We start from the raw sequence: 18,298 nt of genomic DNA, 5'->3' as shown, positions 1-18,298 counted from the left end.
GGCAAGATCGAAAGGTGGCATCAGACCCTGAAGAACCGCATCCTGCTAGAAAACTACTTCTTACCGGGTGATCTCGAAGCCCAGATCGAAACCTTCGTCGATCATTACAATCACCAACGCTACCATGAAAGCTTGAACAACGTCACGCCCGCCAACGTCTACTTCGGCAGGGACAAAGCCATTCTACAGGAAAGAGAAAGGATCAAACGAAAGACACTCGAAGCGCGGCGCTTGCATCACGGACAACGCGCCGCATAATGCAACCAACCAGATGAGCCAAACTCTCTCTTAGTTCAAGCCGCCATTGGTTCCAAAAACCCTGACGACGGACACTCCGGCCCGAAACGTCGCTGGATACTGCTGAGGGTGGCGCCCTGGGTTCGGTGCCGTCGGATGACAACAGCATTGTGCGCACTTCAATGGCGTCCGGTTCACCCGACGACCTTGTGGTCAAACCCGGTGGACCGGATGGAACCGGTCAAGTTCCTGACACTTCCAACGTCGGTGGAAACGGTCTGGCAAGAGTGGAGGACAATGCATCGGGGCCTCCACTCACGATTGGCATGCCTGAGACGCCAACGAAAACCCCTGCTGGCCCGGCGCCGCACGGCATCGATTTGCCGGACCCCAAAGCGCCTCAAATCGCGAGTAAAACTGCCGCCGAAGGCCAACTTATTGCACCAGCCGAAACTGCACAGCCCCCCGCCGCGGCAGGTGATCCGAATACATTCAATAGTCAGTCACCAAAACCACACACTGTGGCAACCATGTCCCTGTTGGAAAGGCACCTTGGTGGACATGCTGTCCGCTTTCTTCCTGAAAATAGTCAATCAACGGCGGCTTCGCATGAGATGGAAGCACATGGTGTTCAACAAGCCGGCAACCTTATCCACGCAAAGAATGGAAGCACAGCGGCACTGCCGCAAAACGGATTGACTGATCTGGCAAAAGCACAAGCCACGCAAAGATTGATGGCGAGCCAGTCCAACGCAGATTTGCTACCAAACGCGGCACAGGGTGACATGCCACAGGAAGCGGTCTGGGATCTCCGCCCGGGCACTGCGTCCACCGGTGTCGCTGCCGGTACACCAATCGCCGTGCGACCCGAACTGGCGGCGAACATATCACATCAGATGGCCGAGGCGATACGAGTTGCCTTGGACAGATCGGTTGAGATTGCACTCAATCCAAAAGAATTGGGCCGAGTGCGCATGGTTCTCAGCCCGTCGGACGCCGGGGTTACATTGAGTATTCTAGCTGAACGCCCAGAGACGCTGGAATTGATGCGCCGCAATATCGATGATCTGGCCAAGTCTTTTGCGGATCTTGGGTATGAAGACATCTCTTTTTCGTTTGATCAGAATGATCAGATGACTGACGACTCCGCGAAACAGTCAGGCGACGCACACGACGGTATGTCAGGCGAACCAGACGTTTCGGGTGAACCTACAATTCCCATAATCCCAACACCCCAACTGGTGATTGCGCCAGATGGCGTAGACATGAGGCTTTGACAGACATGGATATTCTTCCTGCTCCAACGACGACAGCGACGGCAACGACCGCCACAACAAACAGCACCACAGACAGTGCCGTGCTGACTTCTGATTTCGACGTGTTCCTTCAGATGCTGACTGCGCAGGTTGAACACCAGGACCCGCTGGAGCCGATTGATAACTCCGAATACGCGGCGCAACTCGCCCAGTTCTCAATGGTTGAACAGCAGGTCACTACGAACGACCTCATTCAGCAGATGCTGTCTGCCCTCGGCGCAAATGACATGGTAAGTGCCGCCAATTGGATCGGGAAGGAGGCGTTGGTAGAGGGCCCTGCACTGTTTGACGGTTCCCCAGTCACCATTGCTCCCAATCCACCAATCACCGCCGATGAAGTCACACTAATCGTGACGAACGCTCAAGGCACCGAAGTGCAACGACATACGATGCCGCTTGGGGCGGAACCATTCACATGGGACGGACTCGCGGCGGATGGATCATTGTTGGAGTTCGGGGAATACAGCTTTGAAATTGAAAGCAAATCAAATGGCGAAGTCTTGATCGTCGATCCGGCTTTGGTCTACACGCGCGTGACCGAAGCGCGCGTTGAAGGTGGGGAAACCCTTTTGGTTCTGGACAGCGGTTACTTGATTGCTGCAACCAATGTACTTGGTCTGCGCGAGCCTGTCTGAAGTCATCCATGCTGGGGTCAGGGCAAGTTCTTCGCCTTTTGGGCAGGTCAGACTTGTTCACCGGCGGCTCTATTGGCTTTACCGGTCGTGCCAATCAGAGCATGCCTTCACAGGCATACCCCTTGAAGCGAAGTTAACCGGACGCCCAAAAGGGTGTGGCATTTCAGGTGTCTGAAGCCCGAAATACTTGGGACCGATTAAAGCGCATCCGTTTGCAGCCAAAGGTCAGGTTGGCCAGATTCTTGACAATCCATCTATCTAGTGATAGATAGTCTGACGAATTTGCTGTGAGAATCCCCGGCATGAATGGGCGATCGCCCCAACACGGTGCGCCACCATTATCAGTCACACGTTTGAAAAGGACCTTTTGATATGGAACTTAATGCGGACTTTTCCAAACGGGTAATTGTCCATTCAGATGCGCTTGAGTGGCAAGCCTCGCCCATGAAGGGCGTTGACCGGCGCATGCTCGACCGGATTGGGGGCGAAGTGGCCCGCGCGACAACGATTGTCCGCTATGCACAGGACAGTCATTTTTCAGCACATACGCACACCGGTGGTGAAGAGTTTATCGTGCTGGACGGAGTGTTTCAGGATGAACATGGCGACTATCCGGCAGGCACCTACGTGCGCAATCCACCCACCACCAAACATACACCGGGTTCAAAACCGGGCTGCACAATCTTCGTCAAGCTGTGGCAATTCGACATGGATGACCGCAACCAGTTCCGCAAGAACATGGCAGAGGAATTGGGCGCAAAAGTCGACGGAGTTGGCAGCGCGATCTTGCACAAAGATGAACGTGAAACGGTATCGTTTCATCACATGGATGCGGGTTCCATATTGGACATAACAGCCGCGGGCGGGATTGAGGTGCTGATGATTTCAGGCAGCATGACCACCAAAGGTGATATGCTCCGCAAAGGGTCTTGGTTGCGCATACCAGAGAACCAAAGTCTGACCGCAGTTGCGGGCGAAGATGGCGCACAGGTCTGGATCAAAACGGGCCACCTGCCCTTTGCACAGCCGCCGGCGGTATAAGCAATGACATCTAAAAAACCGCTTATTGTTGTGGCTGGCGCTGGCGCAGGACTTGGTCAGTCCCTGCTTTCGCGCTTTGAAGCGGGTGGTTACCGGGTTGTGGGTCTTGGTCGAACCCGACCAGAGAAAACGGATGGGGACTTTCACACTCTCGATCTGTCCGATCCGGATCAGGTGCCAGATTGTATCACCAATATTTTGCGCGACGCAGGGCCGCCCCAAGTTGTGATCCACAATGTCGCTGAACTTGTGATCTCTTCCTTTTCCGACACGTCCCTCACAGACTACCAACGCACGTGGGCCTCCATGGTTCAAAGTGCGGTGTTATTGGCTCAATCCACGTTGCACCCCATGGTGCAAAACGGAGGAGGCACCTTCATAGTTTCAGGCGCAACCGCGTCTTTGCGCGGCGGTGCCCGGTTTTCGGCATTCGCAAGCGCCAAATTTGCCTTGCGGGGTCTGACGCAATCGCTGGCACGTGAATTCCAGCCACAAGGCGTCCACGTCGCCCATGCCATCCTCGATGGGATCATCGACACGCCCCGCTCGCGCGATCTGCACAGTCTGGATCCCGCGAAAATGATGCAGCCGCTCGATATCGCCGAGGCCTATTGGACTCTTGCGCACCAAGCAAAGTCCACATGGACGCATGAACTGGACCTGCGACCGGCGACAGAAGGGTTCTGAGGTGAAAACAGACGTGCTGATCATAGGCGGTGGGCTGGCCGGACTGGCCCTCGCAGACGCGCTTCAACGGGCGGGAACAGATTTCCTGTTGCTGGAAGCACGCGATCGTTTTGGGGGACGGATCAAGACCGAGGTGGTCGGTGAAGGGTACTACGATATGGGACCCGCATGGTTCTGGCCCGGCCAACCCCGCATCGCACATTTGATCAACCGCCTCGGCCTACGCCGGTTTGACCAGCACTATGAAGGCATCCTGAGTTTTGAGGACGAGTCAGGTCGCGTTGAACGTGGCCGGGGATACGCATCAATGCAGGGGTCATGGCGGCTGGACGGTGGCCTGCAACAGTTGATCACAGGCTTGGCGGCAATGCTGCCTGAACACCGCAAACGGTTGAACACAAAGGTGATGCGGCTTGAACATTCTGCCAACGGCGTCACCGCAATGCTGAACGATGGAACGGAAGTCTATGCGCACCGCATAGCGCTCGCGATCCCGCCACGCTTGGCCGCACAGTCCATTGAATTTGCACCTGCGCTAAAGACAGAGGCGATGCAGGCAATGTCCGCGACTCCAACCTGGATGGCTGGCCAGGCCAAGGCACTTGCCGTTTATGAAAAACCTTTTTGGCGCGCAGAGGGTCTTTCCGGAGATGCTATGAGCCGTCATGGGCCTATAGTCGAAATCCATGATGCGTCACCTGCGTCCAGCCCGGGCGGCGCTCTTTTCGGGTTCATCGGTGTGCCGCCCGATCAACGCCAGAACAAAGAAGCCTTACGCGCACATATACTGGCGCAACTTGTACGGTTGTTTGGCCCAGCCGCCGCTGAGCCCATCGAACTCCTGGTCAAAGACTGGGCATTCGACCCGCATACGGCCACCCAACAAGACCGCCAACCTTTGTTCAGCCACCCAAGCTACGGGCTCCCGTCTTCACTCCAAAATCTGTGGGACGGGCAGATCGTTTTTGCAGGCACCGAAGTCGCAAGCCAATTTGGTGGATATCTGGAGGGCGCTTTGGAAGCCGCTGAGGCTGCAGCATCCACTCTGAACTCTAACCATTTTCAGCTGGTTGATAGCGCAAGGAGATAGGACGTGCCGAAGGACCGAAACGAGCAGATACTCGATTTTGCTGAGCGCGAAATTAGAAAGAACGGTTTTGACGGCGTCAGCTTCCGCGACATCGCCGATGCCATTGGCGTCAAAAGCGCATCAGTCCATTACCATTTTCCGACCAAGGCACATCTTGGCGCAGAAGTGACACGCCGGTATGCAAACCGCTTTATCGAGGCACTTGGATCAGCAAGTGACCCATCTGAAACGTCTTCTGACCGCATGCGGCGTCTCGCAGATGGGTACATTGAGGCATACAAACAGGACACATCCACATGCCTTTGCGCCGTTCTTGGGTCGGTGGTGAACCATCTCCCAGACGAAACATCAAAGGAAGTTCGGGCCTACTTCGCACAGCTTCAGGATTGGGTCCGTACCGCTCTTTCCCTGTCCGAAACCAACCTGACGCCCAGCGTCGTTGTCGGGACTTTACAAGGGGCGATGGTCCTCGCCCTGTCCACCACACATGCGTCTCCCCTAACTGAAGCCAAAAACCATATTGTTTCGCTGGCCTAAAGCATGTCGTCCACATGATAAGCCGCATAGAGCGGCGGCATGATAGAGCGCCGCAAAGACCCAAACGGGAATTTTCGTGCCGGATTGCGCATTGCAGCTGGATATAGGGCTGGGGCCTGACCAAGAGCCAGTTGGGCGAGGGTTTTACCCGTGAATGTCCCCATCGCGACACCATTGCCATGATAGGCAAACCCGGCAAGCACATTGGGCGCACCCGCCACCCCACCGGCAAACGGGACCAAATCACGGGCAAGGCACACCATGCCAGACCAAGCGTGCGGAATTTCAACGCCCGCCCAGGCTGGAAACATTTTGCGAAAATCCTGGATCACGCGAGCCTGTGCAACCCCCTCGGCAGTCTTGGACGAAAAGATCCCACCGCGCATCCCGAACAGGAAACGATTGTCTGGCATCAGCCGAAAGTAGTGCAGCAGATGCCGGCTGTCATAGGCCATTTGGGTGCTCGTCCATCCTTGAGCAGACAATTCATCTGGCATCAGTGGTCGCGTGACGATCACCGTGGATTGCGTCGGCATGTATCGCCCTGCCATCCAATGCGGAATATCCTCACTGGAATATCCGTTCGTGGCTACGATAACGCGATCCGAAAAGACGCGCCCGGAGGCGGTTGAAACGTCCGCTTCGTTGATGTCCGTTACGGCGCTCTGATCGAAAAACTGCACCCCAAGTTCGGTCGCGGCAGCATAAAGCCCGGCCACAAATTTGCGCGGGTTCAGCGCAAAGCCAATCGGCACCGTCATCGCCCCATGAAACGGCCCTGCCATTCCTGCGGCACCCAACTGAGCGTCGGTCAGAACCTCCGGCGAAACGCCATAGTTCTCTTCTACCGTCGCGGCGGCGCGCTCAAAACCGCGTGCATCCTTTGGACGGTGCGCCAGACAGGTTTCGCCGGTCGAATGCCGATCAACATCAAGGTTCAATTCTGTGAGCAGTTGGTCAACAAGCTCCACGGCTGCCTTCTCGGCAAGCCTCCATTCCAGACGACCTGTACGCCCGACCCTCTTGTCCAGCGTCGCATCAGACGCCTTTCCGCCGCCCAGACAGCAAAATCCGCCATTGCGCCCCGAAGCGCCCCAACCAACGGCATTTGCCTCTAGTACCACAACAGAAGCACCAGATCGCGCAAGGTGATAAGCTGCAGAAAGACCCGTGAATCCCGCCCCGACGATCACCACATCACAGGTGACGTCACCCTGAAGACGGGGGTTTTGTCCAATCTCGACAGTTGAATCCCACCAGCAACCCTGACGTGGGTCATCACTGTAAGCGAACTGGGAAAAGATACGCTTCATTGCGCGCGCGCGGCGGCCTGTTCGTCACGCTTTGCCCGAAGCGCCGATTGTTTGCTGGCGATAGAGGCGGCAATGACGCCCACGGTCACCAACCCGATCAGGATTGTGCTCAGCGCGTTAATCTCCGGACTGACCCCAAGGCGCACAGACGACCAGATCTTCATTGGCAATGTGGTGGCGGAGGGCCCAGAGGTGAAAGATGCAATGACCAGATCATCCAAACTGAGGGTGAAGGCCAGCAGCCAACCCGAGATCACCGCAGGCGCGATGATGGGCAGGGTGACCAACCGGAATGCCTCAAACGCCGATGCCCCCAGATCAAGGGCGGCCTCTTCCAGTGACTGATCGAACGTCATCAGCCTTGAAGACACGACAACAGACACAAAACACATCGAAAACGTGGTGTGCGCCAGAACGATGGTCAGCACGCCACGATCCATTCCGATGCCAATGAACAGCAACAAAAGCGACAGACCGGTGATGACTTCGGGCATCACCAGCGGCGCATAGATCATCCCTGAAAACAGCGTCCGTCCAAAAAACCGCCCGCCCCGCACCAGAACATAGGCCGCCATCGTCCCCAGAACGGTAGCGAGCGTTGATGAGAGAACGGCCACCTGCAACGTCACCCACGCCGCATCAAGAAAGGCGTCGTTGGACAGCAATTCGCCATACCATTTCGTTGAGAACCCGGCCCAGACTGTCACCAGTTTGGACGCGTTGAAACTGTAGATCACGAGGATCAGCATCGGCAGGTACAGGAACACAAATCCAAGGGTCAGCGAAACGACATTGAAGGGGCTAAGGCGCATTATTTCTCAGCCTCCGCCTGCCGCTGTTCATTCCGTTGGAACAATACGATCGGGATTATCAGAATCAGCAGCAGGATCACGGCCACTGCCGATGCCACCGGCCAATCCCGGTTAGAGAAGAACTCTTCAAACAGAACCTTCCCAATCATCAGCGTTCCGGACCCACCGAGCAAAGATGGGATTACGAATTCGCCCAGCGCCGGGATAAAGACCAGAAAACACCCTGCAATAATGCCGTTCTTGGACAGCGGTATCGTGACCAGCCAGAACGCCTTGATTCGTGAACATCCAAGATCTTCGGCCGCCTCGATCAGCGATCCATCCAGACGGTCCAACGCCGAATAGATCGGCAAGATCATGAACGGCAGATAGGTGTAAACGATCCCGATATAGACGGCCGTGTTGGTATTCAGGATCGTCAGAGGCGTTGAAATCACGCCGATCCACAGCAGGAACTGGTTCAGAAAGCCCTCACCAGACAGAATACCCACCCACGCATACACGCGGATCAGAAACGACGTCCAAAACGGTAGGATCACCAACATCAGCAGCGTCGGACGCCACTGCTCGGGTGCGCGGGCCATGGCATAGGCCATCGGGTATCCGACGCACAGCGTCAGCAACGTCGAAATAAACGCGATCTGCAGAGAGCTCAGATACGCCTTCCAGTAAAGGTCATCCTCGCTCAGGAACACGAAGTTCTCGAAATCGAGCCCTGTCAGCATGTTCCAGATTCCGTCCTTCGCCGTCGGCGTGTAGGGCGGAATGGCCAGCGCGATGTCTGAAAGCGAAATCTTGAAGACTACGGCAAACGGGATCAGGAATAGCGCAAGCAGCCAGACGTAAGGCACAGCTATGAGGAGCCTGCGTCTCACGTGCTAAGCACCACGCCTGCCGTGCCTGACCAGCTGACCCAGACCTCGTCTTCCCAGGTAATCTCGCGTCGCGACACCCGCCGCGTATTTGCAGTCTGTGCCTTGATCATCACCCCGCCTGCCAATTCCACATGGTAAGTGGACAGATTGCCGAGATACGCAATGTCGATCACCGTCCCTTTCAGGGCATTCACGGCCCCGTCTGGCCGGGTTTTGGAAATGCTCACCTTTTCGGGACGCAGTGCGAGAGTCACTTGCGCGCCATCAAGGGCGGCGTCCGCATCCAAGGCGATCAGCGGCGGTTGGCTGTCGCTCCAGGCAATGTCGATTCCGCCTTCAGGTATGTCCCTGGACAAAACGGAAAGGGTGGTGTCGCTTTTGTCTGGCGGCGGCAACTGGAGTTGGGTGTCTGTGCGTGTTCCGATCACAGGGGCAAGCACCTTGTCATGCAACCAAACCCCAAGAGCGTTTGGGCTTGGTCCACGCGGGGCGCTTGATTGCGGGACGGCAGTATTTGGCGCCTCAGGCGCTTGTGCTCGTGCGCGCGCCGTCCCTTCAATCAGTGTCACATCCCCAATGAAATCCGCCACGTAGCTCGAATTGGGTGCTTCGTAAATGCGTTGGGGCGTCGCCACCTGCATCACACGGCCTTCGTCCATCACGGCCACGCGGCTGGCGACAGTCATCGCCTCTTCCTGATCGTGCGTGACGATGACAAAGGTGGTTCCGGTCTTTTCCTGAATGTCCATCAACTCGAACTGCGTGGCCTCGCGCAGTTTGGCGTCCAACGCTCCAAGTGGTTCGTCGAGTAACAACAGTTTGGGCGCCTTGGCCAGCGAACGGGCAAGGGCGACGCGTTGCCGCTGGCCGCCCGAAATCTGATGCGGTTTGCGGCGTGCAAACTTTTCCAGCCGGGTCAGCTTCAGCATCTCTTCGACGCGGCTTGCAATCGCCGCCTTGTCGCTGCTTTCGCGGCGCAGTCCAAAGGCAATGTTGTCCCAAATCGAAAGATGCGGAAAAAGCGCATAGGACTGGAACATCATGTTCACAGCCCGCTTGTTCGGTGGGATCCCGGCGATGTCCTGCCCCGCCAGTTCGATGGCCCCGCTGGTTGGATTTTCAAAGCCCGCAAGCATCCGCATCATCGTCGTTTTGCCGCAGCCCGACGGGCCCAGCAGGGCAAAGAACTCTTGCTCAAAAATATCGAGGGTCAGATCGTCAATGGCGGTGAAATCACCGAACCGTTTGGTCACATTGCGAAAGCGGATCAGAGGTTTCTGTTCCGGGTCGTCCCAGGGGGCGAATACAGTCTCTGCCAAGGGAAAGTCCGATCAAAAATTGAGATGGGCGCGAGGGAACCCCGCGCCCATTTAGTCAGGCTTTAGGTGCCCGATTTCACCTTGGTCCACATACGGGTCACTGTCCGCTGAACCTTGGCCGGATAGGGCGTTGTGGTATAGAGGTTTTCCAGCGTCGCTTCATCCGGGTAAATCGCCGGATCGCCGATCACATCCTCAACCAAAAACTCTTTGGAAGCTTCATTGCCGTTGGCGTAATAGACATAGTTCGACGCCTGCGCCATGTTTTGCGCGTCCATGATAAAGTTCAGGAACACGTGCGCCGCTTCGGGGTTCGGAGCGTCAACAGGGATGGCCATCTGGTCAAACCACATCAGCGCACCCTCACTTGGCGCATTATAGGCAATCTCCACGCCGTTTTCAGCCTCGGCGGCGCGGTCGCGTGCCTGTAGAATGTCGCCGGACCATCCAAAGGCCACGCAGATATCACCATTGGCCAGCGCGTTGATGTATTCCGAGCTGTGGAATTTGGTCACGTATGGACGAACACCCAACAGGATCGGTTCTGCCTTGGCGATCACATCTGGATCATGGCTGTCCGGGTCCTCGCCGATGAATTTGAGCGCAGCTGGGATCATCTCGGTCGGCGCATCAAGGAAGTGGACACCGCAAGCTTGCAGCTTTTCCATGTTCTCGGGGTTAAAGACGAGTTCAAGCGAACCCATCGGCGCATCCTCACCAAGGATTTCCTGCACCTTACCGACGTTTACGCCGATGCCCGTGGTCCCCCACATGTAGTTGATGGAATATGCGTTGTCGGGGTCGTATTGCGCCGTGCGCGCCTCGACAACATCCCACAGGTTTTCAGCATTAGGCAGCTTGCTTACGTCGAGCTTCTGAAACGCACCCGCGCTAATCTGGCGTTGCAGGAACGTGCCTGAGGGCACCACGACGTCATAGCCCGAAGATCCGGCCAACATCTTGGTTTCCAGCACTTCGTTGCTGTCAAATACGTCATAGATCAGGTCGATGCCGGTCTCTTCCTCGAACTTGGTCAACAAGTCTTCGTCGATGTAGTCGGACCAGTTGTAAACGCGCACTTCGTCAGCCAGTGCGGCACCCGCAAGGGCGACGACAGCCGTCGTGCTCAGCATTAGATTTTTCATTGTGTACTCCCGTAAATCGCCCGTTTGCCGGGTCAGCGGTTATGAAAACAACTTTTAACAGACTCGTCCAGCGCGATTGCACATGCCGCATTGACGGCGCGGGCAATGCCCATATTCTCGGCACATCTTCAAACCCAGAGGTTTTCATGCCCGCTATCACCAATCACCTACCCACCGCTGAGCTTCAGGCGCTGGATGCCGCGCATCATATGCACCCATTCACTGCCAACACAGAATTGGCTGAAACAGGCACCAAGGTGATCACCCGGGCGGATGGCGTTTACCTGCACGACAGCGACGGAAACAAGATTCTGGACGGGATGGCCGGCCTGTGGTGCGTCAACATCGGCTATGGGCGCAACGAACTGGCCGATGCAGCCGCGCGTCAGATGCGCGAACTGCCGTATTACAACACGTTCTTCAAAACCACACACGTACCCGCCATCGCACTGGCCAAAAAGATCGCGGAGCTCGCCCCCGGCGACCTGAACCACGTGTTCTTTGCCGGGTCAGGGTCCGAGGCGAACGACACGAATATCCGCATGGTGCGCCACTACTGGGCGCTCAAGGGCAAACCGACCAAGTCGATCATAATCAGCCGCAAGAATGCTTACCACGGCTCATCCGTCGGGTCGGGCAGTCTGGGCGGGATGGCCCCAATGCACGCGCAAGGCGGATTGCCGATCCCTGACATTCTTCACATCAACCAACCCAACTGGTGGGCCGAAGGTGGCGGTATGGACCGCGACGCCTTTGGGCTGGCCCGCGCGCAAGAGTTGGAAGAGGCGATTCTTGAACATGGCGAGGACCGCATCGCGGCCTTTATCGCTGAACCGATCCAAGGCGCAGGTGGCGTCATCGTTCCGCCCGACACCTATTGGCCCGAAATCCAGCGTATCTGTGACAAGTACGAGATTCTGTTGATCGCCGATGAAGTCATCTGTGGCTTTGGTCGCACAGGGAACTGGTTTGGGACGCAAACGGTCGGGATCAAACCCCACATCATGACAATCGCCAAGGGCCTAAGCTCGGGCTACCAGCCCATTGGCGGATCAGTCGTTTGCGACGAGGTGGCCAATGTGATCGGCTCGGACGAGTTCAATCACGGATATACTTATTCTGGTCACCCCGTGGCGAGCGCCGTTGCATTGGAAAACCTACGTATCCTTGAAGAAGAAGATGTTGTGGGCCACGTGCAAAATGTGGCCGGCCCTGCACTTGCCGAGACGTGGCACGGCTTGTCCGATCACCCTTTGGTCGGGGAAACGACACTTGTCGGCATGATGGCCTCGCTTGCGCTGACGCCGCACAAGGAAAGCCGTGCCAAGTTCGCGATGGACGCCGGGACCGCCGGTTTCATGTGCCGCGAACGGTCTTTTGCCAACAATCTAATCATGCGCCACGTCTATGACCGCATGGTCGTGTCACCGCCTCTGGTCATGACCCCAGAAGACATTACTGAACTTGGCAAACGCGCGCGGACCGCACTGGACGAGTGCTATGCCCAGTTGAAAGAGCATGACATGCTCAAACCAGCCGACTGACCTGTGTAATGCAGAGCGAGGGGCCAAGCCCCTCGCACACGCCAGAGTGTTTCCGGCTAAATGAGACAGTTTAGGGTGCCGGTCTCATGCCTTGACGATCATTTCTCTGGGTCGATCACAAAAACACTCTGCGGCACCATTTTCGGTAATTCGGATGCTCTCGGTAATGGACAAGCCCCAGCCGTCCATCCATAGGCCGGGCATAAAGTGAAACGTCATATTGGGCTGAAGAACCGTGTCGTCCTCCGCCCGAAATGACATTGTGCGCTCTCCCCAATCAGGCGGATAGCTAAGGCCAATCGGATAGCCGCACCTCGCTGTCCGTTCGATTCCAACTTTCTTTAGCGAACGGTTCAATGCGGCGGCGACGTCGCGGGTCTGATTGCCAGCCCGCGCGGCGTCTAGTCCGGCATCCAACCCTTCAATCAAGGCTTCTTCGGCACGTTTCATCTCATCTGGCGGATCACCCAAAAACACGGAACGACACAAAGGGACATGGTAGCGGCGATAGCAGCCCGCGATTTCGATAGTCGTCGCTTCGCCACTCTCAAAAGGACGACCATCCCACGTAAGATGAGGAGCCGAAGCATCCGCCCCTGAAGGAACAAGCGGCACGATGGCCGGGTAATCTCCCCATGCCTCATCGACACCTTGAATGGCATCACGGAAAGCCTCTGCCACTACCTCATTCTTGGGAACACCCGGTTCAATCCGGGCTGCCATGCCATCCACGACCGCTTCGGAAATCCGCGCCGCCTTGCGCATCAATCCGATCTCAGACTCAGATTTTACTGCGCGGCACCAGTTCACCAAACCTGTCGCATCGGTCAAATCCAAACCCGTCTGCCCCAGCACGGCGTGTGCCTTGGCCGAGTAGTAGTAATTGTCCATTTCCACGCCGACACGGCCTGAAAGGTAGGTCGCCAAATCTTCCATCGGGTGGCGATCCGGGGTTTGGATATAGTGTTCAGGATATCCCACCGCCCGATCCTGGGCCATCCACGCTGTGCGCAAAGCACCCGCAACGTCTTGCGCACGCCCCCACCACAGGGGATCAGCGTCATGGGTGACAACGACACCCTGATGCACGTAAAACGACCAGCCATCATAACCCGTCAACCAGCACATGTTCGACGGATCGGTGATCAGCAAACAGGTCAGATCAGCGCGCGCCATCGCTGCCCTGACCTGCGCTAAACGCTGTTTGTATTCCGACAATTCGAATGCCGCTTCCCTGATTCCCATTGCATTTCCCACTCTAGCTGACAGCACACTTGCCCAAAAAACCGAAATTTTGCAGTGAAATCGACCAGAATGGCCCAACTTGGTTCATTTTCTGGGCTTGCTGGTTGCAAGATGGGACCGGTCCGGATTTACATGTGGCAACAAGTGGGTAACCACGAAAGCAATAACGGGGAGCCAATTATTGGCCGATACTGCAACCGACCAGGCGTTCGTTGAATTCGAACGCGTGCAGAAGAGTTACGATGGCGAGAACCTCGTCGTCAAAGACCTCAACCTTTCCATGCCCAAGGGCGAGTTCCTGACAATGCTTGGCCCTTCGGGGTCCGGCAAGACGACTTGCCTGATGATGCTAGCCGGTTTCGAAACGGCAACGCATGGCGATATTCGATTGGACGGCGTGTCGATCAACAACATCCCGCCGCACAAGCGCGGCATTGGCATGGTGTTTCAGAACTACGCTCTGTTTCCACATATGACAGTCGCCGAAAACCTCAGCTTCCCGCTTGAAGTGCGCAAGATCGGCAAGGACGAGCGCGAGAAAAAAGTTATGCGTGCTCTGGGTATGGTGCAGATGCAGGACTTTGCCGGGCGTCGCCCTGCGCAACTGTCCGGCGGCCAACAGCAGCGTATCGCGCTGGCGCGTGCGCTCGTGTTTGAGCCTGAGTTGGTTTTGATGGACGAACCTCTGGGCGCGCTCGACAAACAACTGCGCGAGACCTTGCAGTTCGAAATCACCCGCCTTGCTCATGATCTCGGGATCACAACAGTTTACGTCACGCATGACCAGACCGAAGCACTGACCATGTCCGATCGTGTTGCGGTGTTTGATGACGGCCGAATCCAACAGCTCGCGCCGCCTGACACGCTATACGAAGAGCCACAGAACAGTTTTGTCGCGCAGTTCATCGGTGAGAATAACACCTTGATGGGTGTGATCGACGAGATAGCCGGAGAAACATGCGTTGTGCGCCTTGATGATGGCAGCCTGATTGATGCCAAACCCATCAATGTCACTGAAAAAGGCCAGCGCACGCGCGTGTCCATCCGCCCGGAACGGGTCGAGATGGACAAGACCAGACTGAATCCGGATGCGCACACGCTCAAAGCCGAGGTGCTCGAATTCATCTACATGGGCGATATTTTCCGGACGCGCCTGCGTGTCGCGGGCAGCGATGATTTCGTCATTAAAACACGCAACGCACCCGATCAGATCCGCCTGCAACCAGGCGCACAGATCGACATCGGCTGGATGCCAAACGATTGCCGGGCGCTCGACGCCTAAGCAAGGTAACAAGACCGGGGCGAAGCCCGACGTCTGGTCTTTCACACTCAACTACGGGCTTAAACAATGGGAGTAACATAATGAAACTCGCAAAGACCCTTATGGCAACGACGGCACTCACCGTCGCCTCGGGAACTGCATTTGCCGACGGCCACATGGCCAGCGAAATGACACTTGTCAGCTGGGGCGGTGCATACCAGTCCAGCCAGCAAAACGCATACGTGGCACCTTACGTTGAAATGAACGCAGGCGTGACAGCTGTATGGGACGAAAGCTCGGCCGAAGCTGTGGCGAAACTGCGCGCTATGAACGAAGCGGGCAACGTCACATGGGACGTCGTTGACGTTGTGGCTGCCGACGCGATCCGCCTGTGCGACGAAGGCCTTGCGCTGGAAATCGACGCGGACGAACAACTGGCTGCCGCACCCGATGGCACATCTGCGTCTGACGACTTTGGCGACCTCTTGGTCTCCGACTGCTTCATCCCGCAGATCGTTTATTCGACCACTTTCGGCTATCGCACCGACCTTGTTGGCGACACGCCTCCAACCGAAGTCTGCGCCGTGTTCGACACAGACGCCTATCCTGGCAAGCGTTCGCTGGAAAAACGTCCGATTAACAACATGGAATGGGCCCTGCTCTGTGACGGTGTTGCCAAGGAAGACGTCTATGACGTTCTGGCGACATCCGAAGGTCAGGATCAGGCGCTGGCCAAACTCGACACCATCAAAGACGATGTGATCTGGTGGTCTGCTGGTGCGGATACGCCCCAACTGCTCGCCGATGGCGAAGTTATCATGGGTTCGACCTATAACGGTCGTCTGTTCGCAGCAATCGAAGAGCAAGACCAGCCCATCGGCATGCTTTGGGACGCACAGGTGTTTGACCTTGATGGTTGGATCATCCCAACAGGTCTGAGCCCTGAGCGTGAAGCGCGTGCACTGGACTTCGTCAAGTTCGCGACAGACACACAGCGTCTTGCAGATCAGGCCAAGTACATCAGCTACGGCCCTGCGCGCCTGTCCTCGGCCCCACTGGTTGGTCAGCACGCGGAACTGGGTATCGATATGGCACCACACATGCCAACCGACCCTGAAAACGCAAAGAACACGTTCCTCTACAACTACGAGTTCTGGGCTGACTACCGTGACGACATCGACGCCAAATTCCAGGCGTGGCTGGCTCAATAAGTCTGTAGGGCAGAGGTAACCTCGCCCTACCGCAACAACCTATTGGCAAGGCGGTACGTTTATCGCCTTGCCACCCCAAAATACCGGAGACGACGATGCCCAAAGGTTACATCATCGGCCACATCACCGTGAACGATCCCGAGGCGTACAAAGAGTACATCGAAAGGGACACACCGATCTTGCTGGCTATGGGCGCTGTACCCATCGTGCGCGGTGGACAGGCACAAGTGATGGAAGGTGAGACGCAAAACCGGCACGTCGTATTTGAATTCCCGTCTTATGAGGCGGCACTGACCGCCTTTAATGACCCCGAATATCAGGAAGTGGCCAAAATTCGTCACCGCTCTGCGACCAGTACAATAATTGTGGTCGAGGGGGTTTAAGCCATGGCTGAAGTGATGCTTGCCGCTGATGGCACGCCCCTCAAGCGCAGCCTTGCCCGCGCGCTGAGGCGTCAAAAGATACGCGCATTGGGCCTGATCGCCCCTCTGTTACTTTTTGTGCTCATTACTTTCATTATCCCCATCGGCTCCATGCTGTTCCGTTCCGTCGAGAACGAGATCGTCAGCAACACACTTCCATACACTGTCCAAGCCCTTTCCAGTTGGGATGCAGAGCAAGACGCTTTGCCGTCTGAAGACACCTTTCAGGCCATGTTCTTTGACATGTTTATCGCCGCCGAGGCCAAGCGGCACACCCGCCTTGGCACCCGTCTGAACTACGAAACCACGGGCCTGTCTTCGCTCTTTCGCCAATCCGGTCGGAAGCTAGATGATATCGCGGACGTCTCTTACGAACCGCTCGAAGATCTCGATAAGGCCTGGGACGATGGAGAGACCTGGTACGCGCTGATGAACGCGCGTGATGGCACCGATGAAAGCCTTTTGGCCGAACAACGTGGACGCGTAGCACGTCTGACCGACTCAGAAACGCTCGGCGACATAAATTTCGCTCCAGACGCCGAAGTGGCGGCGCTCTTACCGCTGGCAGCCCGTGAATACACGGCTTGGGCCATTTACGTCGCCACCCAAGACGGGCGCGACCCCGCTGCCCGCGATCCGTGGGAAGCTATTGCACCAGCTCTTGCTCTTGACCTGCAAACGGCGGACCTGAGCGGATATGACGGCCCTGCCGCAGATATGCTGCGTGCTGCACAAGACGCCAATTTGCCTGCACCTGACTTCACTGCCGCTTTCGCAGAAATCGATGAAGACTGGGGTAAACGAGTTCCATGGGAAACCATAAAAACCCACTCGGGCAAGTTTACGAGCGGCTATTTCCTCAACGCTGTGGACGCTCAGAAAACCGCTGATGGCATGGCATGGCAGCCTGAAAACAAGCAAATTCTGATCACTTTGTTCGGGCGCACAATCTGGATGTCCATGCTTATCATGTGTTCATGCATCCTGCTCGGCTATCCAATCGCGTGGTTGCTCGCCAATCTGCCAATGCGACAAGCAAACCTGTTGCTGATCCTCGTCCTGCTGCCGTTCTGGACGTCCCTTCTGGTGCGTACCTCCGCGTGGAAGGTGATGCTGCAGCAACAAGGGGTGATCAATGACGTGCTGGTCTGGATCGGACTTGTGGCAGACGACAATCGATTGATCATTATCAACAACCAGTTTGGCACGATTGTATCGATGACGCATATCCTGCTGCCGTTCATGATCTTGCCGATGTATTCGGTGATGCAGACCATCCAACCGACCTATCTGCGCGCGGCAAAATCGCTTGGGGCGACCAACTGGACAGCCTTCTGGCGGGTCTATTTCCCGCAATCCATTCCCGGGATCGGGGCGGGGTCGATCCTCGTCTTCATTCTCGCCATTGGGTACTACATCACGCCTGAAATCGTGGGCGGGACCAAGGGCGTCTTTATCTCGAACCGGATCGCCTACCACATCTCATCATCGCTGAACTGGGGGCTGGCAGCCGCCTTGGGCACCATCCTTCTGGTGGCGGTGCTGATCCTCTACTGGGCCTATGACAAGATCGTGGGCATCGACAACGTGAAGCTGGGGTAAGAAACA

General features: G+C 56.5%; 18 protein-coding genes. 12 read left to right on the top strand and 6 right to left on the bottom strand.

The genetic code is table 11. From position 1 onward, the window contains the following. From DHN60_RS08950 to DHN60_RS08920, 7 genes are all read left to right on the top strand, one after another. On the top strand, nt 1-258 hold a 258-nt coding region (locus tag DHN60_RS08950), incomplete at its 5' end, for an integrase core domain-containing protein (protein WP_159089159.1). Nucleotides 259-851: 593 nt separating this feature from the next. Beyond that, complete coding sequence (locus DHN60_RS22280) at nt 852-1,514, top strand: flagellar hook-length control protein FliK (RefSeq protein ID WP_159089158.1); 663 nt, start codon at nt 852-854, stop codon at nt 1,512-1,514. A gap of 5 nt (nt 1,515-1,519) precedes the next feature. Further along, nucleotides 1,520-2,188: a flagellar hook capping FlgD N-terminal domain-containing protein gene (locus DHN60_RS08940; protein WP_108836944.1), complete on the top strand. Its 669-nt coding sequence runs from the start codon at nt 1,520-1,522 to the stop codon at nt 2,186-2,188. 372 nt (nt 2,189-2,560) lie between these two features. Then, nucleotides 2,561-3,229, top strand: coding sequence for a cupin domain-containing protein (locus DHN60_RS08935; protein ID WP_108836943.1), 669 nt, complete (start codon nt 2,561-2,563; stop codon nt 3,227-3,229). Between the two features lie 3 nt (nt 3,230-3,232). Next, nucleotides 3,233-3,916, top strand: coding sequence for an SDR family NAD(P)-dependent oxidoreductase (locus tag DHN60_RS08930; RefSeq protein ID WP_108836942.1), 684 nt, complete (start codon nt 3,233-3,235; stop codon nt 3,914-3,916). Then, the gene (locus DHN60_RS08925; protein WP_234423581.1) at nt 3,879-5,006 is read left to right on the top strand and encodes an FAD-dependent oxidoreductase; all 1,128 of its coding nucleotides are present in this window, start codon (nt 3,879-3,881) and stop codon (nt 5,004-5,006) included. The genes DHN60_RS08930 and DHN60_RS08925 overlap by 38 nt, the downstream gene beginning before the upstream one ends. A gap of 3 nt (nt 5,007-5,009) precedes the next feature. Next, nucleotides 5,010-5,543 (top strand): TetR/AcrR family transcriptional regulator, encoded by a 534-nt coding sequence (locus DHN60_RS08920; protein WP_108836941.1) that lies wholly within the window; start codon nt 5,010-5,012, stop codon nt 5,541-5,543. Here the strand turns inward: DHN60_RS08920 and DHN60_RS08915 are convergent. The 5 genes from DHN60_RS08915 to DHN60_RS08895 all read right to left on the bottom strand — a co-directional run bounded on the left by DHN60_RS08915 (nt 5,540) and on the right by DHN60_RS08895 (nt 11,007). Further along, nucleotides 5,540-6,856, bottom strand: coding sequence for an FAD-binding oxidoreductase (locus DHN60_RS08915; RefSeq protein ID WP_108836940.1), 1,317 nt, complete (start codon nt 6,854-6,856; stop codon nt 5,540-5,542). The genes DHN60_RS08920 and DHN60_RS08915 overlap by 4 nt on opposite strands. Further along, nucleotides 6,853-7,671, bottom strand: coding sequence for an ABC transporter permease subunit (locus DHN60_RS08910; protein ID WP_108836939.1), 819 nt, complete (start codon nt 7,669-7,671; stop codon nt 6,853-6,855). Before DHN60_RS08910 ends, DHN60_RS08915 begins: the two co-directional genes overlap by 4 nt. Further along, complete coding sequence (locus DHN60_RS08905) at nt 7,668-8,543, bottom strand: ABC transporter permease subunit (protein WP_108836938.1); 876 nt, start codon at nt 8,541-8,543, stop codon at nt 7,668-7,670. Before DHN60_RS08905 ends, DHN60_RS08910 begins: the two co-directional genes overlap by 4 nt. Continuing rightward, complete coding sequence (locus DHN60_RS08900; RefSeq protein WP_108836937.1) at nt 8,540-9,862, bottom strand: ABC transporter ATP-binding protein; 1,323 nt, start codon at nt 9,860-9,862, stop codon at nt 8,540-8,542. Before DHN60_RS08900 ends, DHN60_RS08905 begins: the two co-directional genes overlap by 4 nt. A gap of 62 nt (nt 9,863-9,924) precedes the next feature. Continuing rightward, complete coding sequence (locus DHN60_RS08895; RefSeq protein WP_108836936.1) at nt 9,925-11,007, bottom strand: polyamine ABC transporter substrate-binding protein; 1,083 nt, start codon at nt 11,005-11,007, stop codon at nt 9,925-9,927. Between the two features lie 146 nt (nt 11,008-11,153). Between DHN60_RS08895 and DHN60_RS08890 the strand changes: the two genes are divergently transcribed. Next, nucleotides 11,154-12,551, top strand: coding sequence for an aspartate aminotransferase family protein (locus tag DHN60_RS08890; protein WP_108836967.1), 1,398 nt, complete (start codon nt 11,154-11,156; stop codon nt 12,549-12,551). An 84-nt stretch (nt 12,552-12,635) separates the two neighbouring features. Here the strand turns inward: DHN60_RS08890 and DHN60_RS08885 are convergent, their stop codons facing one another. Continuing rightward, nucleotides 12,636-13,796, bottom strand: a complete 1,161-nt coding sequence (locus DHN60_RS08885; RefSeq protein WP_108836935.1) for a M24 family metallopeptidase — start codon at nt 13,794-13,796, stop codon at nt 12,636-12,638. 181 nt (nt 13,797-13,977) lie between these two features. On the opposite strand from DHN60_RS08885, the gene DHN60_RS08880 reads away from it, so the two are divergent. The 4 genes from DHN60_RS08880 to DHN60_RS08865 all read left to right on the top strand — a co-directional run bounded on the left by DHN60_RS08880 (nt 13,978) and on the right by DHN60_RS08865 (nt 18,292). After that, nucleotides 13,978-15,078, top strand: a complete 1,101-nt coding sequence (locus DHN60_RS08880) for an ABC transporter ATP-binding protein (protein WP_108836934.1) — start codon at nt 13,978-13,980, stop codon at nt 15,076-15,078. Between the two features lie 80 nt (nt 15,079-15,158). Further along, nucleotides 15,159-16,268 (top strand): extracellular solute-binding protein, encoded by a 1,110-nt coding sequence (locus DHN60_RS08875; protein WP_108836933.1) that lies wholly within the window; start codon nt 15,159-15,161, stop codon nt 16,266-16,268. A 95-nt stretch (nt 16,269-16,363) separates the two neighbouring features. Next, nucleotides 16,364-16,651 (top strand): DUF1330 domain-containing protein, encoded by a 288-nt coding sequence (locus DHN60_RS08870; RefSeq protein WP_108836932.1) that lies wholly within the window; start codon nt 16,364-16,366, stop codon nt 16,649-16,651. Nucleotides 16,652-16,654: 3 nt separating this feature from the next. Next, nucleotides 16,655-18,292 carry an ABC transporter permease gene (locus DHN60_RS08865; RefSeq protein ID WP_108836931.1) on the top strand — a complete coding sequence of 546 codons (1,638 nt, stop codon included), beginning with the start codon at nt 16,655-16,657 and terminating at the stop codon, nt 18,290-18,292. Nucleotides 18,293-18,298 lie beyond the last annotated feature (6 nt).

Source organism: Tateyamaria sp. Alg231-49 (genome assembly GCF_900143535.1).
Taxonomy (GTDB): Bacteria; Pseudomonadota; Alphaproteobacteria; order Rhodobacterales; family Rhodobacteraceae; genus Tateyamaria.
This window is presented reverse-complemented; position numbering and strand designations above follow the sequence as displayed.